General features: G+C 71.9%; 23 protein-coding genes and 2 pseudogenes. 12 read left to right on the plus strand and 13 right to left on the minus strand.

Going from position 1 to position 20,419, the window contains the following annotated elements; all coding sequences use genetic code 11:
- Positions 1-186: hypothetical protein (locus ACIBK1_RS38805; protein WP_396740615.1), on the plus strand; the 186-nt coding region annotated here is incomplete at its 5' end.
- 16 nt (positions 187-202) lie between these two features.
- On the opposite strand, the gene ACIBK1_RS38810 is transcribed toward ACIBK1_RS38805, so the two are convergent.
- Positions 203-1,156, minus strand: a complete 954-nt coding sequence (locus tag ACIBK1_RS38810) for a tyrosine-type recombinase/integrase (protein WP_396740617.1) — start codon at positions 1,154-1,156, stop codon at positions 203-205.
- A gap of 97 nt (positions 1,157-1,253) precedes the next feature.
- On the opposite strand from ACIBK1_RS38810, the gene ACIBK1_RS38815 reads away from it, so the two are divergent.
- The gene (locus tag ACIBK1_RS38815; protein ID WP_396740619.1) at positions 1,254-4,421 is read left to right on the plus strand and encodes a BTAD domain-containing putative transcriptional regulator; all 3,168 of its coding nucleotides are present in this window, start codon (positions 1,254-1,256) and stop codon (positions 4,419-4,421) included.
- A 5-nt stretch (positions 4,422-4,426) separates the two neighbouring features.
- Here the strand turns inward: ACIBK1_RS38815 and ACIBK1_RS38820 are convergent, their stop codons facing one another.
- A complete protein-coding gene (locus ACIBK1_RS38820; RefSeq protein ID WP_396740621.1) occupies positions 4,427-4,855 on the minus strand; it encodes a glutaredoxin domain-containing protein in 429 nt (142 codons plus the stop codon).
- A gap of 203 nt (positions 4,856-5,058) precedes the next feature.
- Here ACIBK1_RS38820 and ACIBK1_RS38825 point away from each other — a divergent pair, with 203 nt between their 5' ends.
- From ACIBK1_RS38825 to ACIBK1_RS38845, 5 genes and pseudogenes are all read left to right on the plus strand, one after another.
- Positions 5,059-5,943 (plus strand): DUF2268 domain-containing protein, encoded by an 885-nt coding sequence (locus tag ACIBK1_RS38825; protein ID WP_396740623.1) that lies wholly within the window; start codon positions 5,059-5,061, stop codon positions 5,941-5,943.
- A 10-nt stretch (positions 5,944-5,953) separates the two neighbouring features.
- Positions 5,954-6,712 (plus strand): MerR family transcriptional regulator, encoded by a 759-nt coding sequence (locus tag ACIBK1_RS38830; RefSeq protein WP_396740625.1) that lies wholly within the window; start codon positions 5,954-5,956, stop codon positions 6,710-6,712.
- Positions 6,684-6,788: pseudogene (locus tag ACIBK1_RS38835) on the plus strand (mycothiol transferase); the annotation flags it as partial. The gene ACIBK1_RS38830 and the pseudogene ACIBK1_RS38835, both read left to right, overlap by 29 nt.
- A 117-nt stretch (positions 6,789-6,905) precedes the next feature.
- Positions 6,906-7,103, plus strand: a pseudogene (locus tag ACIBK1_RS38840) (Tn3 family transposase); the annotation flags it as partial.
- Positions 7,104-7,218: 115 nt separating this feature from the next.
- A complete protein-coding gene (locus ACIBK1_RS38845; RefSeq protein WP_197042865.1) occupies positions 7,219-7,416 on the plus strand; it encodes a Tn3 family transposase in 198 nt (65 codons plus the stop codon).
- A 42-nt stretch (positions 7,417-7,458) separates the two neighbouring features.
- On the opposite strand, the gene ACIBK1_RS38850 is transcribed toward ACIBK1_RS38845, so the two are convergent.
- The 4 genes from ACIBK1_RS38850 to ACIBK1_RS38865 form a co-directional block, all read right to left on the minus strand.
- Positions 7,459-7,953 (minus strand): TetR/AcrR family transcriptional regulator, encoded by a 495-nt coding sequence (locus ACIBK1_RS38850; protein WP_396740627.1) that lies wholly within the window; start codon positions 7,951-7,953, stop codon positions 7,459-7,461.
- A 232-nt stretch (positions 7,954-8,185) separates the two neighbouring features.
- A complete protein-coding gene (locus tag ACIBK1_RS38855; RefSeq protein WP_030511265.1) occupies positions 8,186-8,749 on the minus strand; it encodes a carboxymuconolactone decarboxylase family protein in 564 nt (187 codons plus the stop codon).
- Positions 8,750-8,771: 22 nt separating this feature from the next.
- The gene (locus ACIBK1_RS38860; protein ID WP_396740630.1) at positions 8,772-9,149 is read right to left on the minus strand and encodes a hypothetical protein; all 378 of its coding nucleotides are present in this window, start codon (positions 9,147-9,149) and stop codon (positions 8,772-8,774) included.
- Between the two features lie 531 nt (positions 9,150-9,680).
- Complete coding sequence (locus ACIBK1_RS38865; protein ID WP_396740632.1) at positions 9,681-10,337, minus strand: TetR/AcrR family transcriptional regulator; 657 nt, start codon at positions 10,335-10,337, stop codon at positions 9,681-9,683.
- Between the two features lie 89 nt (positions 10,338-10,426).
- Between ACIBK1_RS38865 and ACIBK1_RS38870 the strand changes: the two genes are divergently transcribed.
- From ACIBK1_RS38870 to ACIBK1_RS38885, 4 genes are all read left to right on the plus strand, one after another.
- The gene (locus ACIBK1_RS38870) at positions 10,427-11,386 is read left to right on the plus strand and encodes a ketopantoate reductase family protein (RefSeq protein ID WP_396740634.1); all 960 of its coding nucleotides are present in this window, start codon (positions 10,427-10,429) and stop codon (positions 11,384-11,386) included.
- Positions 11,387-11,526: 140 nt separating this feature from the next.
- Positions 11,527-12,294, plus strand: coding sequence for a TetR/AcrR family transcriptional regulator (locus ACIBK1_RS38875; protein WP_030511261.1), 768 nt, complete (start codon positions 11,527-11,529; stop codon positions 12,292-12,294).
- Positions 12,295-12,422: 128 nt separating this feature from the next.
- A complete protein-coding gene (locus ACIBK1_RS38880; RefSeq protein WP_030511260.1) occupies positions 12,423-12,974 on the plus strand; it encodes a DUF2243 domain-containing protein in 552 nt (183 codons plus the stop codon).
- Between the two features lie 14 nt (positions 12,975-12,988).
- Entirely contained in the window at positions 12,989-13,843 is an 855-nt protein-coding gene (locus ACIBK1_RS38885; protein ID WP_231514111.1) for a cytochrome c oxidase assembly protein, read from the plus strand.
- A gap of 91 nt (positions 13,844-13,934) precedes the next feature.
- Here the strand turns inward: ACIBK1_RS38885 and ACIBK1_RS38890 are convergent, their stop codons facing one another.
- Both ACIBK1_RS38890 and ACIBK1_RS38895 read right to left on the minus strand, forming a co-directional pair.
- The gene (locus tag ACIBK1_RS38890) at positions 13,935-15,095 is read right to left on the minus strand and encodes a cation:proton antiporter (RefSeq protein ID WP_030511258.1); all 1,161 of its coding nucleotides are present in this window, start codon (positions 15,093-15,095) and stop codon (positions 13,935-13,937) included.
- Positions 15,096-15,104: 9 nt separating this feature from the next.
- The gene (locus tag ACIBK1_RS38895; protein WP_030511257.1) at positions 15,105-15,587 is read right to left on the minus strand and encodes a cation:proton antiporter regulatory subunit; all 483 of its coding nucleotides are present in this window, start codon (positions 15,585-15,587) and stop codon (positions 15,105-15,107) included.
- A 118-nt stretch (positions 15,588-15,705) separates the two neighbouring features.
- Between ACIBK1_RS38895 and ACIBK1_RS38900 the strand changes: the two genes are divergently transcribed.
- Entirely contained in the window at positions 15,706-16,320 is a 615-nt protein-coding gene (locus ACIBK1_RS38900) for a helix-turn-helix domain-containing protein (RefSeq protein ID WP_396725342.1), read from the plus strand.
- Here the strand turns inward: ACIBK1_RS38900 and ACIBK1_RS38905 are convergent.
- The 5 genes from ACIBK1_RS38905 to ACIBK1_RS38925 form a co-directional block, all read right to left on the minus strand.
- On the minus strand, positions 16,295-17,083 hold the full coding sequence (locus ACIBK1_RS38905; protein WP_396740637.1) for a class I SAM-dependent methyltransferase: 789 nt from the start codon (positions 17,081-17,083) through the stop codon (positions 16,295-16,297). The genes ACIBK1_RS38900 and ACIBK1_RS38905 overlap by 26 nt on opposite strands.
- Before the next feature lie 63 nt (positions 17,084-17,146).
- Complete coding sequence (locus tag ACIBK1_RS38910; protein WP_030511254.1) at positions 17,147-17,998, minus strand: SRPBCC family protein; 852 nt, start codon at positions 17,996-17,998, stop codon at positions 17,147-17,149.
- Positions 17,991-18,560 (minus strand): winged helix-turn-helix domain-containing protein, encoded by a 570-nt coding sequence (locus ACIBK1_RS38915; protein WP_030511253.1) that lies wholly within the window; start codon positions 18,558-18,560, stop codon positions 17,991-17,993. The genes ACIBK1_RS38910 and ACIBK1_RS38915 overlap by 8 nt, the downstream gene beginning before the upstream one ends.
- A gap of 80 nt (positions 18,561-18,640) precedes the next feature.
- Complete coding sequence (locus ACIBK1_RS38920) at positions 18,641-19,903, minus strand: RNA polymerase sigma factor (RefSeq protein WP_396740639.1); 1,263 nt, start codon at positions 19,901-19,903, stop codon at positions 18,641-18,643.
- A gap of 109 nt (positions 19,904-20,012) precedes the next feature.
- Positions 20,013-20,384 carry a YciI family protein gene (locus ACIBK1_RS38925; RefSeq protein ID WP_030511251.1) on the minus strand — a complete coding sequence of 124 codons (372 nt, stop codon included), beginning with the start codon at positions 20,382-20,384 and terminating at the stop codon, positions 20,013-20,015.
- Between the last annotated feature and the right edge of the window lie 35 nt (positions 20,385-20,419).

The raw sequence follows: 20,419 nt of genomic DNA on the forward strand, positions 1-20,419 counted from the left end.
GAGTCCTTCAAGGTCCTCATCAAGGAGATGCAGTCGCTCTGTCTGAACGTCGAGGTCCTCTCCAGCGACGGCATGTCGATCGAGATGAGGGACACTGACGAGGACGTCTTCCGCGCGGCCGAGGAGCTCGGCATCGACCTGTCCCGGCGTCCCCACGAGGGCGCGATGACCGTCGACGAGGTCTGAGGAACGGCGGGCCCGGTCAGCGGGCGGCGCCGGGGACGCGGAGCCGGTCGACGGCCTCGCGGCGGCGCCGCTCGGGCCGCCGGTCGTAGCGTGCGGTGGTGGCGGGGGAGGCGTGGCCCACCAGGGCCTGGGCGGTGGCGAGGTCGACCCCGGCGTCGAGCAGTTCGCCGATGAACGTGCGCCGGAAGTCGTGCGGCGTACGGGGAGAGGCCCCGGCGGCGGCCAGGCGCCGGGAGACGATGTCGGCGATGGCCTGGCCGGTCATGTGGGCCAGCCGCAGCCGCCCGCCCTTGTTGATCGGGCAGAACAGGGGGCCCGTCGCCCGTCCGCGTACGGCGAGCCAGAGGTCGAGGCGCTCGACGGCCTCCGCGGTGAGGTAGACCAGCCGTTCCTTGTCGCCCTTGCCGCGCACCCGCAGGGAGCGCGCGTGGGGATCGAAGTCGGCCAGGGCGAGCCCGGCGATCTCGGCGCGGCGGCAGCCGGTGGAGTAGAGCGCCGCCAGCATCGCGCCGTCGCGGCGGCCGGCGGGGGAGTGGTCGCCGTCGCACACCTCGAGCGCGGCCGCCAGCGCCTCGGCCTCGACGTGTCGTCCCGCCGGGACCCGGGTGTGCTTGTAGGCGGGCAGGTCGGCGGCCCGCTGGTAGTCCTCGCCGCTCATCAGGCCGAGCCGCCACGCCTCCTTCAACACCCGGCGCAGGGCGACCAGGTGCTTGTTGACGTGGGAGGGCGACCAGCCCTGCTCCCGCATGAGCGTCCGCAGCCGGATCGTGTGCTCGTAGCGGAGCAGTTCCCAGGGCTGGCCTGCGCCGGTCGCCTCCGGGTCGCCGGTGATGAGGCGGGCGATGCGGTCGAGGCAGCCCTTCATCGTGCGCTTGGACTCGGGGCTCTGCAGCGCGTCGAGATACACCCGGTAGGGGTCGCGCTCGGGCCGTGCGGGGGTGTTCCGCTCGGGGACGGCGGGGATGTTCATCGCATCGATCCTACTATGAATCTACATTGTAAAGGCGGTGGGCTGTTGCGAGATCATTCCGCCGCCCGCCAGAACCCTCGACGACAATGAGGGAATCATGCGAATCGGGATTCTCGGGCCGTTACAGGTGGCCGACGGCCACATCAGGGGTACGCGCCTGCGGGTGCTGCTGGTCCGGCTCGCTCTGGAACCCGGCAGAGTGGTCACCTCCGACAGCCTCGCCGCGGACCTGTGGGAGGAGCCGCCCGCCAACCCGGTGGCGGCGCTGCACTCCCTGGTGTCGCGGCTCCGGCGTGAGCTGCGGGAGGGACCGCGCGAGGGGCTGCACGAGGGTCTGCAGGGTGTGGTGGTGTCGCATCCGGCAGGTTACCTGCTCGACGTCCCGCCGCAGGAGGTCGACGCGGTCGAGTTCGAACGCCTGGTGCGTGCGGGCCGGGCCGAGCGCGATCCCGAGCGTGCCGCGGCGTTGCTGCGGTCCGCCCTGTCGCTCTGGCGGGGTGCGGCGCTCGCCGACGCGGCGGACCTGCCGTTCGCAATGGTGGCGGCGGCGCGCCTGGAGGAGCTGCGTCTTTCCACGCTGGAGGCCCGGGTGGGGGCCGACCTCGCCCTGGCGGACGCGGCGGCGGCCGGAGCGCTGGTGGCGGAGCTGGAGGAGATCGTCGCCGCGCATCCGCTGCGTGAGCCGTTCCACGCCCTGCTGATGCGGGCGCTGCGCGCGGCGGGGCGGCGCGGGGACGCGCTGGAGGCGTTCGAACGCGTCAGGCGGCGGCTGGCGGACGAGCTGGGCGTCGATCCCGGGCCGGAGCTGCGCGCGGCGCATCTGGAGGCGCTGCGCGAAGCGCCTCAGGCGAGAGCCGTGCGGGTCGTACGGGGGAACGTGCCGGCGCCGGTGTCGAGCCTGGTGGGGCGGCAGGAGGACGTGGCACGGGTGCGGAGCCTGCTGTCGGCCGCGCGGCTGGTCACGCTGACCGGACCGGGCGGCGCGGGCAAGACCAGGCTGGCGGTGGAGGTCGCGGGCGGGCTCGCCGCCGCTTCGGGTGTGTGGCTGGTCGAGCTGGCCTCCACCGGGGATTCGGCGGGGGTGGTGGCCGCCGTCCGGGCGACCGTACCTTCGGGCGGGCCCGAGCCGGACGGGGACGTCGCCGCGCGGCCGGCCGTGTCGTCGCTCGACGCGCTGGTGCAGGGGCTGGCGGGCCGGGAGCTCGTGCTCGTGCTCGACAACTGCGAGCACGTGGTGGCCGGTGCGGCGGCGGTGGCGGAGGGGTTGCTGGCGGGGGTGCCGGGGCTGCGGATCCTGGCGACCAGCCGGGAGCCGCTGGACGTTTCCGGCGAGCATCTCCACCCGGTGCGGCCGCTGGCGTTGCCCGGCGACGGAGTGGACGCGGCGCGAGCGCTGGAGTTCCCGGCAGTGGCGTTGTTCGCTGAGCGGGCGTCGGCGGCGCGGCCGGGGTTCGTGGTGGACGACTCCGTGGTGGCCGATGTGGTCGCGGTGTGCCGGGAGCTGGACGGCCTGCCCCTCGCGATCGAGCTGGCGGCGGCCCGGCTGCGGTCGTTCACGGTGCGGCAGCTCGCGGAGGCGGTGGGGGAACGGCTGGCGCTGCGCGGTGGCCGTACGGCGGGGCCGCGGCATCGGACGCTGCGGGCGGTGATCGGCTGGAGCTGGGATCTGCTGTCGCCGGAGGAGCGCGTGGCGTTACGCCGGTTGTCGGTGTTCGCGGGCGGGGCGACGGCGGAGGCGGCGCTGCGGGTGTGCGGGGCCGGCCTGGAGACGGTGGCAGGTCTGGTGGACAGGTCGCTGGTCGTCGTGGCCGAGCCGGACGGGCCCGCGGACCGGGCGACCAGGACGCAGGCGGCGCAGAGGCGTCCGGCGCAGGTGCGTTACCGGCTGCTGGAGACGGTCCGGGCGTACGCTGCCGAGCGGCTGGAGGAGGCGGGCGAGGCGCGGGCCGTGCGGGACCGGCATCTGGGCTACTTCCTCGAGACCGCGGAGGAGTCCGAGCCCGGTTTGCGTACGGCCGACCAGCTTGGGCTGCTGGCGATGCTGGACGCCGAGCGGGGAAACCTCGACGCGGCGCTCGGCCATGCCGTGCGGACCGGGCAGGAGCGGCAGGCGTTGCGGCTGTTCATGGCCAGGCTGTGGGCGTGGACGGTGCGGGGGCGGGGCGACGAGGCGGCGGGGTGGGCGCGGGCTGTCCGGCCGGTGCTGGGTGAGGCCGCGCCGCCCGGGCTGGAGCTGCCGCACACGTTGTGCGTGCTGCTGGCGTCCGACGGGCCGTACGCGGCGCCGGAGGCGCTGCGGGTGGTGGAGGAGTCGGGTCATCCCGTGGCGTTGTGGGCCTGGATCGTGGGGGTCAGGCCTTCGGGCGGGGCGGTGGACCACTGGCGCAGGGCGCTGGCGGCGATGCGGGCGTTCGGCGATCACGAGGACCCGTGGGCGCGGGCGACGGGGCTGCTGATGGGCGGAATCGGGGAGTTCGAGTACGGCCGGGGGAGGGCGCGGGCGGCCGAGGGGTGGTTGCGTGAGGCGCTGGCGGGCTACCGCGCGCTGGGGGAGCGGTGGGGGCTGTCCCTGTCGCTGTACTGGCTGTCGCTGGCGGCGGAGAACCGGGGTGACGCGGCGAAGGCGCTGGCGCTGCTGGAGGAGGCGGCAGAGCTGGCGGGGCTGCTCGGGGGGCTTGAGTCGGTTCCCGTTCCGTTGATGCTGCGGGTGCGGCTGGCCCAGTTGCGGGCCCGTACGGGTGATCTGGTGGGGGCGGAGCGGGAGCTGACGTGGGCCGGCGAGGTGGTGGGCCGCACACGGGATTTGGTGGCGGCGGCGCGGGTGCGGCAGGCCGCGGGGGAGGTGGCGCGGCGGCGAGGGGCGCTGGGTGAGGCGGAGGGCCTGCTGGTGGAGGCGCTGGAGCTGGCCGACGGGCAGGCGGGCGTGCCGGGGCAGTTCCTGGCCACGGTCCATGTCGAGCTGGCGCGGGTGCGGGCGGAGTGTGGCGATCGCCGGGAGGCGTGGCGGTCGCTGCGTTCGGCGCTGGAGTCGTCGGGGCGGGCAGGCGACGAGACGGTGCGCGCGATGGTGCTGGAGGCGGTGGCCGAGTGGTGCGCCGCCGGCGGGGACCTGTCGCGTGCCGCGCTGGTCGCGGGTGCGGCGCGGACGCTGCGCGGGCTGGACGGCGTTCCCGACGCCGTTCTCGACGGTGTGCCCGGGGACGTGCCCGGGGTGTGCTCGGGCGGGGGCGCCCCGCGTCCGCAGCCGCGGCTGAGGTTCGGCTGAGGTTCTCAGGGCAGTTGCGCGCGCACCCATCGAGGGTCGGGATTGACGTGCGGCTCGCCCGCCACGACCACGGTGGGCACCGTCTCGTCGCCGCCGGTGGCGGCCCGCACCGCCGCGGCGCCGTCCGGATCGCTCCAGATGTCGACCCAGTGCATCCGGTAGACGTGGCGGCCGAGCCGGGTGCGCAGCCGCATGCAGAAGCGGCAGCCGGGGCGCCAGTAGACGATGGGCCGGCCGTCGGCCGCGCTGCGGCGCAGCGCCTCCGCCGCGCTGACGGACCTCGGGAAGATCAGGGGGGACAGCAGGACGGCGCCGACCAGGAAGATCAGGAGCAGTGTGACTGCGGCGACAGGGGACCCCTGGGCGATCTGCCGCGCCGCTGCGGCGAGCCCGAGGGCCAGGAAGAGGATCGGCAGCATCCATCGGCGCAGCATGGCGATCACGCTAGCGCATCCGCCCGGGGTGTCTGCGGCCGAGGGAGGCCGGTTGATCGACGACCTGCTGGAACGTGCCTCGGCGAAGAGCGCCGCGGGTGCGCGACGACGGTCTCCTCCGGCTCCGCCCACCGGTGCTCCGCCGGCGCCGTGTCCGCCCGGGTTTGACCTTGACGCTGCGTCAACTTCTAGCATCGGTGGCCATGTCGATCACCGTTCTTGACACCTGTTCCGCCATGCGGCGGATCCTGCTGGCCCCGGTCGCGGACCGCGTCGACCTGCTGCGTTCGATGCTGGAGGCCAACAGGGGCATGTACCGCTACCAGCCCGGCGAGGTCGACCTGGTGGCCGTACACCGCGAGACATCCGGGTTTCCCGTCGACCGGGACGAGGAGCGTTGCCTCGACGCGCTCGAAACCCTGGCGGCGGCCGGGGCCTGGGAGCGGATGCAACGCGCGCTCGACCACGCTCTCGCCGTACTGCTGGAGGCGACGCCGGGGCTGCGGGTCCCGGACATCACCGTGCTGCTGGTGCTCGGCGATCCGGGGGACGAGCACTTCATGGGTCCCTGCCTAGGGGTGACGGGGTTCGGCGGCATCTCGGGCCACATCGCCATCACGATGTGGCCCTTCCCGGAGAACGTTGAGCGGCTGGAGGCCACCGCCGTGCACGAACTCCACCACAATCTGCGGTTCGGCCCGGGCGGGGTCGTGTGGGACCCGATGACCGTCACGGTCGGCGAGCACGTCGTCTCCGAGGGCCTGGCCGACGCCTTCGCCCGGCAGCTCTACGGCGACGAGCTCGGTCCCGCCCGCATCGGCGTGCCGCACCTGCACGACGACGAGGTCTTCGGCAAGGTGCTCACCGGGCTCGACGTGACAGGCATGCGGAACCTCACCGCCTGGGTGCACGGCGACCCCAGCGCCGAGCGCTTCGGCCTCACGCCGGTGGGACTGCCGATGGGCGCCGGGTACGCCGCGGGCAACCGGCTGGTCGACACCTACCTGGCGGCGACCGGGCAGACGGCGGCGCAGGCCCTGCACGCCGGCAGTTCGGAGATCATCGCAGCCACGCTCCGCCGCGGGTGAGACTGGGACGATGGAGTGGACGATCCAGGAGCTCGCGGCGAGGGCCGGCGTCACCAGCCGCACGCTGCGTCACTACGACCGGGTCGGGCTCCTGCCCCCGTCCCGGGTCGGCGCGAACGGGTACCGCTACTACAACCCCACCGCGGTCGCCCGGCTCCAGCGGATCCTGCTGATGCGCCGCCTCGGCATGGGCCTGCCGGGCATCGCCGAGGTCCTGGCCGACGAGGTGGACGCCTGTGACGGGCTCCGCGCCCACATCGCCGCGCTGGAAGAGGAGCGGGACCGCGTCGAACGGCAGATCCGGTCGGTGCGCCACACGCTGGAGGCCCTGGAGTCGGGGGCGGAACCGCAGATGGACGTCATGCTGGCGGGGTTCAACGACGGATACAAGGACGAGGTGATCTCACGCTGGGGCGAGCGAGCGTTCCAGGCGAGCAACGACTGGTGGCACGGCAAGACCCTTGACCAGCAGCGGGCCTGGAAGCAGGCCGCCGAGGACCTCGTCGCCGCATGGGTCGCCGCGGCGAAGGCCGGGGTTTCCCCGGCATCGGAACACGCGCAGTCGCTTGCCGCCCGGCACGTCCGGTGGCTGAGCGGGATCCCGGGCACCCCCACGGCGGAGGGCGACCGGGAGCGCTCCATCGAGATGGTGGAATGCCTGGGGGACATGTACGTCGACGACCCCCGCTTCGCGGGCATGTACGACGACGCCGTGGGGGCGACGCTCGTCCGCGACGCCCTGCACGTGTACGCGCGGACTCGGATGTAGCTCCATCGAGGAGACCGCCAGGCACGCCGGTCACCTGGACACCGTCAGAGAACTTCTCGACGGCGAGACAGGGTAAGTGGCTGAGGAACATCCATGTCAGATCGTGCGCTAAGGGTTCGTCGGGCTGTTTGGCGCTTTGCAACGCGCAAATCCGAAGTACTTCGGCCGTCGGGGCGGTGCGACCTGGCTGAACATGATCAACCACCAGGCGGCGGGCCTGGGCGGGAAGGTCGTGGCCGGCACCCCGCGCGACTCCCTGTACGTGCTGGACGTCCTCTACGACCGCGACGGCGGCAAACGCCCGCAGATGATCGTCATCGACACCGCCTCCTACAGCGACATCGTGTTCGGGCTGCTGACCCTGGCCGGGTTCGCCTACGCTCCGCAGCTCGCCGACCTGCCGGACCAGAAGATGTGGCGCATCGACCGTACGGCCCGGCTACGGCGCCTTCCAGGACGCTGCCCGCGGCCGGGCCGGGCAGCTCTACCAGCGCTACCAGGACGGCATGGAGGACCAGATCGGCGCCCTCGGCCTGGTCCTCAACGCGATCGTGCTCTTCAACACCCGCTACATGGACGCCCCCGTCGTACAGCTCCGCGCCGACGGCCTCGAGGTCCGCGACGAGGACGTCGCCCGGCTCTCACCGTTCGTGCGCCACCACATCAACGTGCTCGGCCGGTCTGCGGCCCCTGCGCGCGCCTGATGCGATGCAGGAAGGATGACGCGCATCGATCATCACTACAGTTCAGCGCCGTAGCGCTGCGAGCACAATGTCTCCGTAGCGGCGCCACGTTGCAGGGTCGCGTTCGGTCAACCGCACCAGTTGCAGGGCCGTACCACACAGGACAACCCGCAGATCCATCTCAGTGACGTCTTCACGCAGCTTCCCGGCTGCCCGCGCCCTCTCCATCGCCCTCACCAGGGTTTCCAAGACGGATGCGGCGGCCGGGGAAGTTGCATCCGCAAGCCTCTCCGCGAGGAGACGATCGCGCGCCAAGGCGTCGAAGAGTTCGAGGACATAGAGGTGGAATGCCTCGTAGGGGTCGGCTTCGCGCAGTGCCGAGGCAGTGTGCTGTTCAAGCCGCTCCAAGCTCAGCCCCGTGATCGCCTCCAGCAGGTCTTCCTTGGTAGGAAAGCTTCGGTAGACCGTCGCCTTCCCGACCTGGGCACGCGCCGCGATCTGTGGAACGGATGCCTGCGTGCCGTACTCGCGAAAGATCTCGACAGCAGCAGCTACCACGCGCTCGTGGTTACGGCGGGCGTCCGACCGCCTCGACGTACCGACTGTCCGCTGGTCAGATTCGGAAGCCTTGGAAGGGGACATCTTCGGGGGAAACCTACCTTGAAGTGGTGGACGATCACTTTGACGGCATGAGGTACGCGATGCCGTTGGGCGACCGCGGGCGTGCCCACCGGTGAACCTGGTCTGTGATCCATCCGGCTGAATCCCTGACGGTCTGGCGCAAAAGGATTCAGTCAGAGGTGCTGTCGGTCGGTGTGTTCAGTATTGGTTCGTCGCCGTAGACCTTGGTTACTTCAACGTCTAGGACCGTTGAGATCCGGCCGAATGACCAGTAGTAGCCGATTACCTGCAGTACCTCGACCAGTTCGCGTTCGGTGAGGAACTTGCAAGCCTGCTCGAATGTCTCGTCGGAGATATGGGGGCGCTGCACCACGTCGACCGTGAAGCGGAGCAGGGCGCGGTCGGAAGGCGAAAGCTCGTGACTGTCGATTTGCCTGGCGCGGATCAGCTGCCGCGTCCGCTCGTCGACCCCAGCCGACTGCGACATGGGGCTGTGCTGAGCTGCGACGAACGTGCTGTCGGTGTACTCGGCGACGGTGAGGATCACCAGCTCACGTGAACGGGCCGGTAGTTCCATGGCGGTGAACTGCGCTTTCGCAAGCTGAACGAAGGGCTTCACGGTGCCGGCCGAATGCGACAGCATTTTGACCATGGGGTCGGGCGGCAGGGAAGTGAGGAACTCGCGGACCTCGGCCGGGAACGACGCGGGGTCCGGATCGGTCAGGCGGGGCATGCTTACTCCGATTGTCAGGGAATCAGTGGGTCTCGTCCGCGTCGATGTCGAAACCGGTCTCGCTCAGGTGCTGAAAGCGGCCGTCCTCGGCGAAGGTGCCGAAGATCGCGATTTCGCGGCTCTGGGTGGAGCCGTTCTCGAGGGTGATGTGGAAGACATGGCGCTCGGCATAGGTGGAGCCGTCGCGCAGTTCGTCAAGAACGGTTCCCGCGCCGTTGGTGACCTGGCTCCTCACGCGCGCCACCATCCCCCCGAACTCTTCACGGCTCAGCGTTTTTCCGTCGCTGCGGTGGGTGTAGTCGGGGGCGTAGTACCGGTCGAGGACCTGACGCAGCTCCTCGTTTGGGTCAGGCTCGAAGACCAGAGCCCGGAGAGCTTCGCTGATACGAACGTGGGGCATAGGGAAGTTCCTTGCATGCTGACGGCAACCCGAAGACGGACCCGAGGGTCCGGTAGTAAGAGTACCGGACCCCAGGGTCCGTTTCCAGCCCGGGCGGAGCCGGCCGCGCCGCCGACGGCTGTATGACGGTCCAGCAGCGCGCGGGCCTGCCCGTACGACAGCCGGGCCAGCCCGGTGTCCGGGCACACGTCACGCGGCGCGAGTACCCTGCCGGGACCCGCGCGGCGGTGGGTGACGAAGACCGGGCCCGCGGTGCCGTAGCTGCGGGCGGTGCTCGGGTTGGTGAGCGAGCCGAGGAAGGCATCGCCGGCCGCGCGGACGGTCAGCGCCTTCCCGGCCGGAGCTGGACGACGGCGCGCACCGCTTCCCCCTTGCCACAGATGCCGGGGCCGCTTCGCGCACCGGCGCGGCGGCCGTTATCCGTGGAACGGCTTCAGAAGGGCCCGGTCGCCGACGCTCTGTCAGCCGCCCACCAGGGCCGGCGGATCCTTAGCGCACGATCTGACATGGATGTTCTTCAACCCCCGGGTACTACTGGCCGCCCGCCGGAGGCGGAAGGGGATGCCGCCGGGGGCCCATGCCGGCACCGTCCTGCTCGTGCTCGCGCTGACCGTCGCCCGAGCCCGACCGGCGCAGCCCGTCCAGCACGAGGGTGATGACACCGTCGGCCTCGGCCCGCCAACCGGGGCGGTCATGGGCCGCGCCGATGCCGTGCAGCGCCATCATGACGGCGCCGGCATCCACGTCGTCGCGGACGGCGCCGTCCTTCACGGCGGCGGCCACCAGGTCGGTGACAGCCTGCTCCAGCGCCCGGCTGCCCTCGGCGAGGGCACCCGAGCCGGCGGCCATGAGCGTGGCCAGCGTCCGGGCGAGGCCCTGGTGGGCGTCTATGTGGTCGACCATGCCGCGTAGGAAGGTCGCCAAAGCCTCCGCCGCGGGCAGCGTGGCCTGCAGCCGGCGGGCGCGGTCGCACAGCGCGGCGACTTCCCCGTGGTAGACCGCCTCGGCCAGTGCCTCCCGGGTGGGGAAGTGGCGGTAGAGCGTGCCGGTGCCCACCCCGGCCAGGCGTGCGAAGTCGTCGAAGCGCAGGTCGAAGAAGTCGCCGGCGTCGAAGACCTCTCGTGCCGTGGCGATCAGGACATCGCGGTTGCGTCGGGCGTCGGCCCGCAGCGGCTTGGCGGCGGTCATGGGCTACCTCGCGTTGACAAGTGGAGATGACCTCCATATTTTCAAAGTGGAGATTACCTCCAAATCGATCGTACCCCACGAGGTGCAACGTGAAGATCCTGATGTTCGGCCGAGGCGTGATCGCCACCGTCTACGGCTGGGTCCTGCAACAGGCGGGACACGACGTCGAGTTCTACGTCCGGCCAGGCCGTGCGGCGACGTACGGAGACGCGGTGGACCTCGACCTGATCGATATGCGGCGCCGGGTGTGGGGGCAGCGCGTCGTCGAGAGGTGGCCGGTGCGCTACCGCGAGGCGCTGGAGCCGGACCACGACTTCGACGTGATCGTGCTCAGCGTGCCGCACCATCGGCTCCCGGAGGCGACGGCCTTCCTGTCCCCGCGTGTCGGCCAGGCCACGGTGCTGGTCTTCGGCAATATCTGGACCGAGCCGCTGGCCGCGATCGGCGCACTCCCCGTCGACCGGATCGCCTGGGGCTTTCCCCAGGCCGGTGGCGGTTTCGGTGCGGACGGCGTGCTCCGTGGGGGGCTGCTGCCGTCGGTCGTCTTCGGCACCCTCGACCGGCCGCCGACCGACCGGGAGCGGGCCGTGCGCCGGGCGTTTCGCGAGGCCGGGCTCCGGCTCAAGGAGCAGCCTGACTTCCGCGGCTGGCTATGGGTCCATTTCGTGTCGGATGCCGGTCTGTTCTCGCAGGGTCTGCGGCTGGGTTCCCTGTCCAAGCTGGCCGGGGCGACGCGCGACCTGTGCGAGGGGCTGCTGGCCGGCCGCGAGCTTCTGCCGCTCCTCAAGGCGCGCGGCGTCGACCTGCGACGTCACCGGGGCGGGGTGATGCTGTTCCGCGCGCCCACCTGGCTGACGGCCCCCGTGCTCGCCTGGCTGACCGCTCATTTCGAGCCGGTGCGCGCGAATTTCGCAGCGCACTCCGACCCCGACGCCGAGGAGCCGCGTGAGGTCTGCCGGGACACCCTGGCCGAAGCACGCCGGTTGGGCATCGCGGTACCGCGGCTGGAAGCGGCGGAACCGAGCTTCGCCCGCGAGGTGACAGGCTGAGTGAGCGGGCCCGATGGAGTCGCCGGCGCGCTTCGCGGTCGCAGCCGCCATCGCGGGCCGTGCCGCCGTCCGGGGGCGGCAGCGTGGTGAGCATCCGGACGGCAGTGGTCTTGCCGGGGTGCGCATAGAATTCGCAGGCGATGACGGAGTACAGCTCGCAGGGAGACCCGGCGCGGAGTCTGGCCCTGCTGTGGCGCACGGGGGAGCGGACCGGGCGCAAGGGCAGGCCGGAGATCGGGGTCGACAGGATCGTGCGTGCGGCCATCGAGGTGGCCGACGCCGAGGGCCTGGCCGCGCTGTCCATGCGCAAGGTCGCCGAGCAGCTCGGCGTGGGGACGATGTCCCTGTACACCTACGTCCCGGGCAAGGCCGAGCTGATCGACGTCATGGTCGACACGGCGTACGGCGAGCTGCCCGCGCCCGCGGAGGTGCCGGGCGGATGGCGGGGCAGGCTGGAGCTGATCGCGCGGGAGAACCTGGCGCTCTATCGGCGGCACCCGTGGATGCTGCAGGTGTCGACGGCGACCCGGCCTCCGCTCGGCCCCAACCTCATCGCGAAGTACGACTACGAGCTGCGGGCGGTCGACGGCATCGGCCTGGACGACATCGAGATGGACTCGGTCGTCACGCTGCTGAACGGCTACGTGAGCGGCGCGGCGCGGGGCGCGGTGGAGGCGGCGCAGGCGCCGGGGGACACCGGCGTCACCGACGAGCAGTGGTGGTACGCGCACGCGCCCTACCTGGCCAAGGTGTTCGACCCGGGGCGTCACCCGGTCGCCGCCCGGGTCGGCGCGGCGGCGGGCGAGGCGTACAACGCGGCCTACGATCCCGGCCATGCCTTCGAGTTCGGCCTCCAGCGCGTGCTCGACGGGATCGAGGCGTTCGTCGCCGCCCGCACCGCCGGGTGAGGTGCTGTTCAAAGAGTCGGTAGGCCAGGCGGCGGGTCCGCGCGTGCCTGCGTGACTACGCCCTCGCGTCCGGGGAACCTGCCCTGGCGGAGATCCGCACAGCGGCGCGGGGGGACGGAGGCACGGCGATGGCGACCACCGCGGGCGAGGCCGGGGCCGGTGCGACGCCGGTCAGTCTGCGGCTGCCGGGCATCGTGCTCGGGGTGGGACTCGGCGGGTTCGTCGACGGCATTCTGCTGCACCAGCTCCTGCAGTGGCATCACATGCTGAGCAGCACCAACAGTGACCGCATCGGGCTGAAGTACTACAACCCCCGCACCGTCTCCGGGCTGCAGATGAACACCGTCTGGGACGGCGTCTTCCACGCCGTGTGCTGGCTCGCGGTGCTCATCGGCCTCGCGATCCTGTACTCCAGGGTCACCCGCCACCGGCGCCGGGTGTGGACGTCGCGGGTGCTGTGGGGGTGGATCCTGGCCGGCTGGGGGATCTTCAACCTCGTCGAAGGCGTCCTGGACCACCACATCCTGGCCATCCACCATGTGCACGGCGGCCCCCACCAGCTCTGGTGGGACATCGGTTTCCTCGTCCTGGGCGCGCTGCTGCTCGCCGGGGGATACCTGCTGGCGCGCAGCGGCCGGTCCTTCGATCCCGCCGAAGTCTCCGCAGAGAGCCACGCGTGATGGAGCACCACGGGTTGACGGACCACGACGTGATGGACCACGACGTGATGGACCATGGCGTGATGGAGCACGGCGCGCACTCCGCGGGGTCGCCCGGCGTGCCGGCGCCGGTCCTCGCCCTGATCGTGCTGACCGTGCTGATCGCGTACCTGCACCTGGTCCGGCGGGCGCGCCGCCGCAACCCGGTCGCGGGCTGGAGCCGGTGGCGTGCGGCCTGCTTCGCCACCGGGCTCGCGCTGTCGGCGGTGGCGCTCCTGCCGCCCGTCGCGACGTTCGCGCACACCGACTTCCGCGGCCACATGCTGCAGCACCTGCTCATCGGCATGTACGCCCCGCTCGCGCTGGTGCTGGGCGCTCCGGTCACGCTGCTGCTGCGGACCCTGCCCGTCGCCGGCGCGCGGCGGCTGTCCGCCGTCGTGCACAGCCGTGCCGGCCGGCTGCCGGCCCATCCGGCCACCGCGCTGCTGCTGTCGACCGGCAGCCTGGTGGTGCTGTACTTCACCCCGCTCTACGACGCCGTCACGGCCCGGCCCGCCGGGCACTGGCTGCTGCACGCGCACTTCCTGCTGTCGGGCTGCCTGTTCGCGCACGTCATCGCCGGTCCCGACCCCGCGCCCGCCCGGCCCGGCGTACGGGCACGTCTGGTCTACCTCGGCTGTGCCATCTTCGTGCACGCGGTCGTCGCACAGCTGATGTACGGCGGCTTCTGGGTCGACGTCCACGCGCCCATCGCCGAGGTCCGGGGCGGCGCGGAGATCATGTACTACGGCGGCGACATCGCCGAACTCCTCCTCGCGGCCGCCCTCGTCTCCACCTGGCGTCCGGAACGCCGTTCCCGGCCCGTCGCCGGCCGGGCCGTACGGGCCTGAAACCCGTACGAACCTGAAACTTGTGCGGGCCTGAAACGCGCCGGCCTGCCGCCGCGGTGCGGGGCAGGCCGGTGGGGGGAGTGCGAGGGTGTCAGGCGCGGCTGGCCACGCGCACGAGGAGCGGCTGGACCAGGCGGGCCGCCAGGGGACCGAATGCCGCCAGGATGAGGACGTACGCCGCGGCCAGAGCGCCCAGGTCGGGGTGGGCGCCGGCGGCGACCGCCAGCCCGGCGATGACGATGTTGAACTCACCGCGGGGGATGAGCGCGATGCCGGCGCGGACCCGGCCGGCGCGGGCGATGCCGGCGCGGCGGGCCGCGTAGATGCCGGTCATCAGTTTCGTGATCATCGTCACCAGGGCCAGGCCCGCGGCCAGGCCGGCGGCGGGCAGGATCTTGGTGGGGTCGGTCTGCAGGCCGAAGAACACGAAGAAGACCGCGGCGAACAGGTCGCGCAGCGGCGCGAGCAGCGCCTGGGCGTCTTCGGCCAGCTCGCCCGACAGCGCGATGCCGACGAGGAACGCCCCGACCGCGGCCGACACCTGTAGCTGCTGGGCCAGCCCGGCCACCAGCAGCGCCAGCCCGACCACCTTGAGCACGAGGACCTCGGAGTTGGGGCTGGCGACGAACGCCTCGATGTAGCGGCCGAAGCGCAGCGCGACCAGCAGGACCACGCTCACCGCGGCGAGCGCGATGGCCACGGTGACCGCCCCGGCGACCAGGCTCAGGCCCGCCAGCATGGCGGTCAGGACCGGCAGGTAGACCGCCATCGTGAGGTCCTCGAACACCAGCAGCGACAGCACCACGGGGGTCTCCCGGTTGCCGATCCAGCCCAGGTCGGACAGGACCTTCGCGGTGATGCCGGAGGAGGTGGCGTAGGTGACGCCGGCCATGGCGACGGCGGCGACCGGTCCCCAGCCGAGGAGCAGAGCCAGGACCGCGCCGGGCGCCGCGTTGAGCACGAGGTCGACCAGTCCGGCGCGGGCGTTGCCTTTGAGGCTGGTCATCAGCTCGTCGGCGTTGTATTCCAGGCCGAGGGTGAGCAGCAGCAGGATGACGCCTAATTCGGCGCCGGTGGCGGTGAACTCCTCGCTGGTGGCCAGCGGGAGGATGCCGCCGGTGCCGAAGGCGAGGCCCGCGATGAGGTAGAGCGGGATGGGGGAGATGCCGACGCGTAGCGCCAGTGCTCCGAGGATGCCGAGTCCGAGGACGACGGCGCCGAATTCCAGGAACAGTATCGCGGTATTGTGCACGCGCTGCCCTCAGCCGCTGGCGAAGATGTCGGCGACGGCGGCGGTGCTGTCCTCACTGCCCACCACGACCACGATGTCGTCCCCGGAGAGGATGAAGTCGGGGGCGGGGCTGGCGAACACGTGCCCGGCGCGCGCGACGGCCACGATGGAGGCTCCGGTGCGGGTGCGCACCTGTGCCTCGCCCATGGGCCGGCCGGCGTACGGGGAGTGCGGCGCGATCGGAAGCTGGACGCTGACCAGCCCCTCGACCTCGCGGTGCAGGGCGTTGAGGCGCTGGACGATGCGGGGGGCGCCGAGGAGCTCGACGAGCGCGTCCGCCTCCTCGTCGTTGAGTTTCACCGTCTCACAGGCCCTGTCGGGATCGTCGGGATCGTAGATCACCAGGTCGCGACGGCCGGTGCGATGGGAGACGACTCCGATGCGCCGCCCCGAGCGCGTGGTGAACTCGTGCCGCAGTCCGATCCCCGGCAACACCGTCTGCTCGACATCCACGGCGCTGCTCCTCCGTTTCGATAAGTCAATACTTATCCAGGAACCTACCAACAATGGGCTGAGGTCTCATTTTGGGTCGTCTTGGCACGTGTCGTTGCCGGTATGGCAAGCTGACGGCGTGGACGACGACCTCGAGCACGCACTCGTCTCGGTCGGGCCCAGGCTGCGCGCCCTGCGCAGGCAGCGCGAGACGACGCTCGCCGATCTGTCGGCGGCGACCGGCATCTCGGTGAGCACGCTGTCGAGGCTGGAGTCGGGCGCGCGGCGGCCGACTCTCGAACTGCTGCTGCCCCTGGCCAAGGCGCACGGGGTCACGCTGGACGAGCTCGTGGACGCCCCGCCGACGGGGGATCCGCGCATCCACCTGCGGCCGGTCGTCCGCTACGGCATGACGATGCTGCCGCTGACCCGCCGGGCCGGGGGCATCCAGGCGTACAAGCTGGTGATCGCGGCGGGCAGCGCCAGGAGACAGCCGGAGCCGAAGACCCACGAGGGTTACGAGTGGCTCTACGTGCTGAACGGGCGGCTGCGGATCGTCCTCGGCGAGCAGGATCTGGTGCTGTCACCGGGTGAGGCGGCCGAGTTCGACACCCGGCTGCCGCACTGGTTCGGCGCCGCCGACGACAACGCGGTCGAGTTCCTCAGCCTGTTCGGCAGCCAGGGCGAGCGCGCCCACCTGCGCGCCCGCCCGAAGGCGAAGGGGGAGCCTAGGCGGGACGGCGGGCGAGGGTGAGCATGTGCCCGCTGACCCCGAGCAGCGACGGCACGCGTTCCAGTGTGCGCTGGGCGTCGAGCATGTGCCTGCGGCGTTCGGGGTCGTCGAGCCAGTCGTCCACGTCGCCGTACAGCCAGAAGGCGCCCTCCAGGCCGTAGCGCTCGGCGCCGGGAAGCCCGGCGTCGGCGAACTCCCCGGGCACCTCCTCGGGCTCGTGCAGGTAGGCCGGGAAACCCTGCCCGGGACCCAGCAGGCGGCCGTTCTCCATGGCCTGGCGCGCGGCCAGGCGGTGTTGCTCCTGCTCGTAGACGCCCAGGTAGACCATGTCGTGCACGGCGGCGTAGCGGTTGATGGTGGCGGCGGCCACCAGCCCTCCGGGGCGCACCACGCGGCGCGCCTCGGCCAGGGCGGCCACCCGGTCGGCGCGGTCGGTCAGGTGGTAGAGCGGGCCCAGCAGCAGGACCGCGTCGGCGCTCGCGTCCGGCAGGGGCAGGTCGCGTGCGTCGCCCAGCCGCGCGGTCAACCCCGGCAGGGCCCCGGCCCGCTCGACGTGGAGCGGGACCGGGTCCAGCAGTTCGACCTCGTAGCCGTCGGAGACCAGCCATTCGGCGTGCACTCCGGTGCCGCCGCCGACGTCGAGCACCCGGGCGGGCGGTGACGGCAGTGCCCGGCGCAGCACGTCCTGCGTCCGCCACAGCTCCAGCCGGCCCCGTCCCGTGCGGAGCCTGCCGTCCTCCCTGTCCTGCTCGTAGTAGGCGAGCACTTCAGGGGTCACCGTCATGACCGTTCACACTCCGGTTCGTGTGCGAGAGGGGCGGCGCGGGGCGGTGGTGCGGGGTCCGGGTCAGGCCGCCGGCTCGGCGGGGAGCCAGATCTGGTGGCTGCCGGGCTTCTCATGGTAGCGGCGCAGCGCTGCCAGACCGCTGAGCCATCCGGTCCAGGCGGCGTACGGCGGATTGGCGGTGTCGAAGCCGCTCTGGACGAACGTCAGGCGGGTCTTGCCGCCGCTGTCCTCCAGCTCCCAGGTGACGACGCCCCCCGGTCCCCAGTCGGCCGACATGGTCCTGCCGGGCACCAGGTCGATGATCTTCGCGGGGTGCGGGTCGGCGTCCAGGCCGCCCATGGCGAAGCGCCCGCCGACGTGCGGCTCGATGCCGATGGGGTATCCGAACCAGTCGCTCGCCTTGTCCGAGTCGACCAGGGAGTCGAACACCTGCTCGACCGGCGCGTCGACGACCGTCTCGCCGCGGAAGTCGGCCGAGGTGAAGTCGGGCTGCGGCCCGATCTCGCGCCCCTCGACGTAGTCGGCCAGGTTGGACAGCGCCAGCGACCAGAAGCTCTGCAGCACGCCCCGGATGCTCGCCCCGGTGATGACGTCCTGGAAGTCGAAGTGGCTCTGCGACAGGGTCAGGACGGTCGTGTCCTGGGTCTCCTCCTCCAGCGTGATCTCGGTGGTCGTCTCCACGCCGTCCAGCAGCCAGGCGAAGCGCAGCGTGTGGTCGTCGGCGTGCAGCGGGCGCTGATGGGGGGCGTCGCCCTCGGGGGTGCGGTGGCCCCAGAACGCGTAGCGGTCGGGCAGGTCTGACTCGGCGTGCTCGGCCAGCCACACCCGCATCGCGGCGGGGTCGGTCAGCGCGTGGCGCACCTCCTTCACCGGGGCGGCGAGGCGGACGCGGACGATCATCGGTTCACTCACGGTCGTCTCCCTGGGGATAGTGGGGATAGCAGGCCACGGCGAGTTTGAAGGCGTCGCCTTCCGCGCCGCCGTAGCGGGTGAACAGGTCCTGCAGCGCGGTGCGCAGGTCGGCCATGAACTGCTGGCGTCGTTCCGGTGGCACCCGCACCTCGCCGGACACGCCGACGGACGGCAGCTCCGGCGCGGTCCGGTCGAGGGCGGCGATGTCCGCCTGCACCTCTTCCATGAGGTCGAGCAGGTAGCCGAGGCTGAGCTCGTCCTGACGCCGGCGCAGCCCGCCGATGCGGCCCACCAGGCCCGGCGACAGCCAGTAGGAGCGGGCGCTCGCCTGGTAGATGCCTTCGCTGATGCCGCGCACCCGCCGCTCGGACACCTGCTCGACCAGGCCCGCCTCCACCAGTCGTTTGACGTGGTAGTAGACGCGCTGCGGCGTCTGGTCGAGCACCGCGGCCACCTCCGTGCACGTGCGCGGCTCGGCCAGTTGCCGCAGCACCTCGATGCGCTGCGGCTTGAGCAGTGCCTCGGCCTGCTCGATCTGTTCCAGGTACAGGACGTCTCTCATCGCAAAAACAATGTTGTACGTAAAAACTGTTTTTGTCAATGGGTCGCAGAGGAGGACCGGAAGCGCCGGTCAGGGGTCGGCTATCGGCAGTCGGCGGCACGGGCCAGGAACAGGGCACGCTCCCGCTCGTTGCCGGTCAGGGCCGCCGCCCGTTCGAACTCCCGTCGCGCCTCGTCCGCGCGGCCCAGCCGGGCCAGCAGGTCCCCGCGTACGGCGGGCAGCTGGGGGTAGCCGCGCAGGGCCTTGTCGTCGCCGACGGCGTCGGCGATGTCCAGCCCGCGTGCGGGGTCGCCGGCCATCGCGACCGCGACGGCGCGGTTGAGCTCGACCACGGGGGAGGGCGAGACGTGGGCGAGCACCCGATAGAGCGCGGCGACGCGCTCCCAGTCGGTGTCCTCGGGGCGGGTGGCCCGGGCGTGGCAGGCGGCGATGGCCGCCTGCAGCGCGTACGGCCCGAAGGCCCCGCCGAGCGACTCGGCCCGCTCCAGCGCCTCCAGCCCCCGGCGGATCAGGAGCCGGTCCCACAGGCGCCGGTCCTGGTCGGGGAGCAGGACCGGCGCGCCGTCCTGTCCGATGCGGGCGCGCAGGCGGGAGGCCTGCAGTTCCATCAGCGCGGCCAGGCCGTGCACCTCCGGTTCGCCGGGGAGCAGGCCCGCCAGGAGACGGCCCAGGCGAAGCGCCTCGTGGCAGAGATCGGGACGGGTCCAGTCGTCCCCCGCCGTGGCCGAATAACCCTCGTTGAAGATCAGATAGACGACTTCCAGCACCGACGCCAGGCGTTCCGCCAGGTCGCCGGGGGCCGGCATCGCGAACCTGACCCCTTTGGCGGCCAGGGTGCGCTTGGCGCGGACGATCCGCTGGGCCACCGCCGGCTCGGTGGCCAGGAACGCCCGGGAGATCTCCCCGGTGGTCAGGCCGCCGAGCAGGCGGAGCGTGAGCGCGACGCGCGCCTCGGTGGTCAGCGTCGGATGGCAGGCGGTGAAGACGAGCCGCAGCATGTCGTCGCGGATGTGGTCGTCCATGTCGGCGTCCGGGTCCGGCTGCGGCCTGCTCTCGATGTCTCGGCCGATCTCCTGGAGCTTGCGCTCGTAGCGGCTGCGCCGCCGCAGGTGGTCGATCGCGCGGTGCTTGGCGGTGGCCATGAGCCATGCGCCCGGGTTGTCCGGCACGCCCGCCTCAGGCCACTGCTCCAGCGCGATGAGCAGCGCGTCCTGCGCGAGTTCCTCGGCCAGGCCGACGTCGTCGACGAGGCGCGCCAGCCCCGCGACGAGCCTGGCGGATTCGATCCGCCAGACCGCCTCGATCGCGCGGTGCGCCGCGAGCAGCGCGTCGGTGCCGGTCATCCGGGGTCAGCTCACAGGGGCTCAAACGGCAGGGGTTCGGACAGCAGGAACCCCGGCCGGAGATGCTCGGATCAGGGGTGGGATCGGGATGGCTGGGATCAGGGGTGGATCAGGCCGGCGGGGCGAAGTCCTCGGGGCCGAGCACCTTGACCACCTCGGCGTCGCCCTCCCAGCCCTCCCAAAGGTCGCGGTGCAGGCGCATGAAGCGCGCGGCCCACTCGACCGCCTCCTCCTTCGACCGCACGTCGTACAGGGCGTAGCTGATCAGTTCCTTGGACTCGGTGAACGGGCCGTCGGTCACGCTGAGCCCGCCCTCGGCCAAGCGCACCCGCGCCGCGGACGCGCTGGGGGCCAGCCCGGCGGTGTCGAGCAGCGCCCCGGCGACGGTCGCCTCCTGACCGAGCTTGGCGATGGCCTCCATGAGGTCGGCGGGCGGCGGGGTGCCGGGCTGGGTGGCCCTGAGCAGAACCAGGTAACGCATCGGGTGTCTCCCTCCGGACAATGATCTATCAGGTG

Origin of the sequence: Microbispora rosea, from assembly GCF_044460045.1 — a bacterium.
In the GTDB taxonomy this organism is placed as follows: domain Bacteria; phylum Actinomycetota; class Actinomycetes; order Streptosporangiales; family Streptosporangiaceae; genus Microbispora; species Microbispora rosea.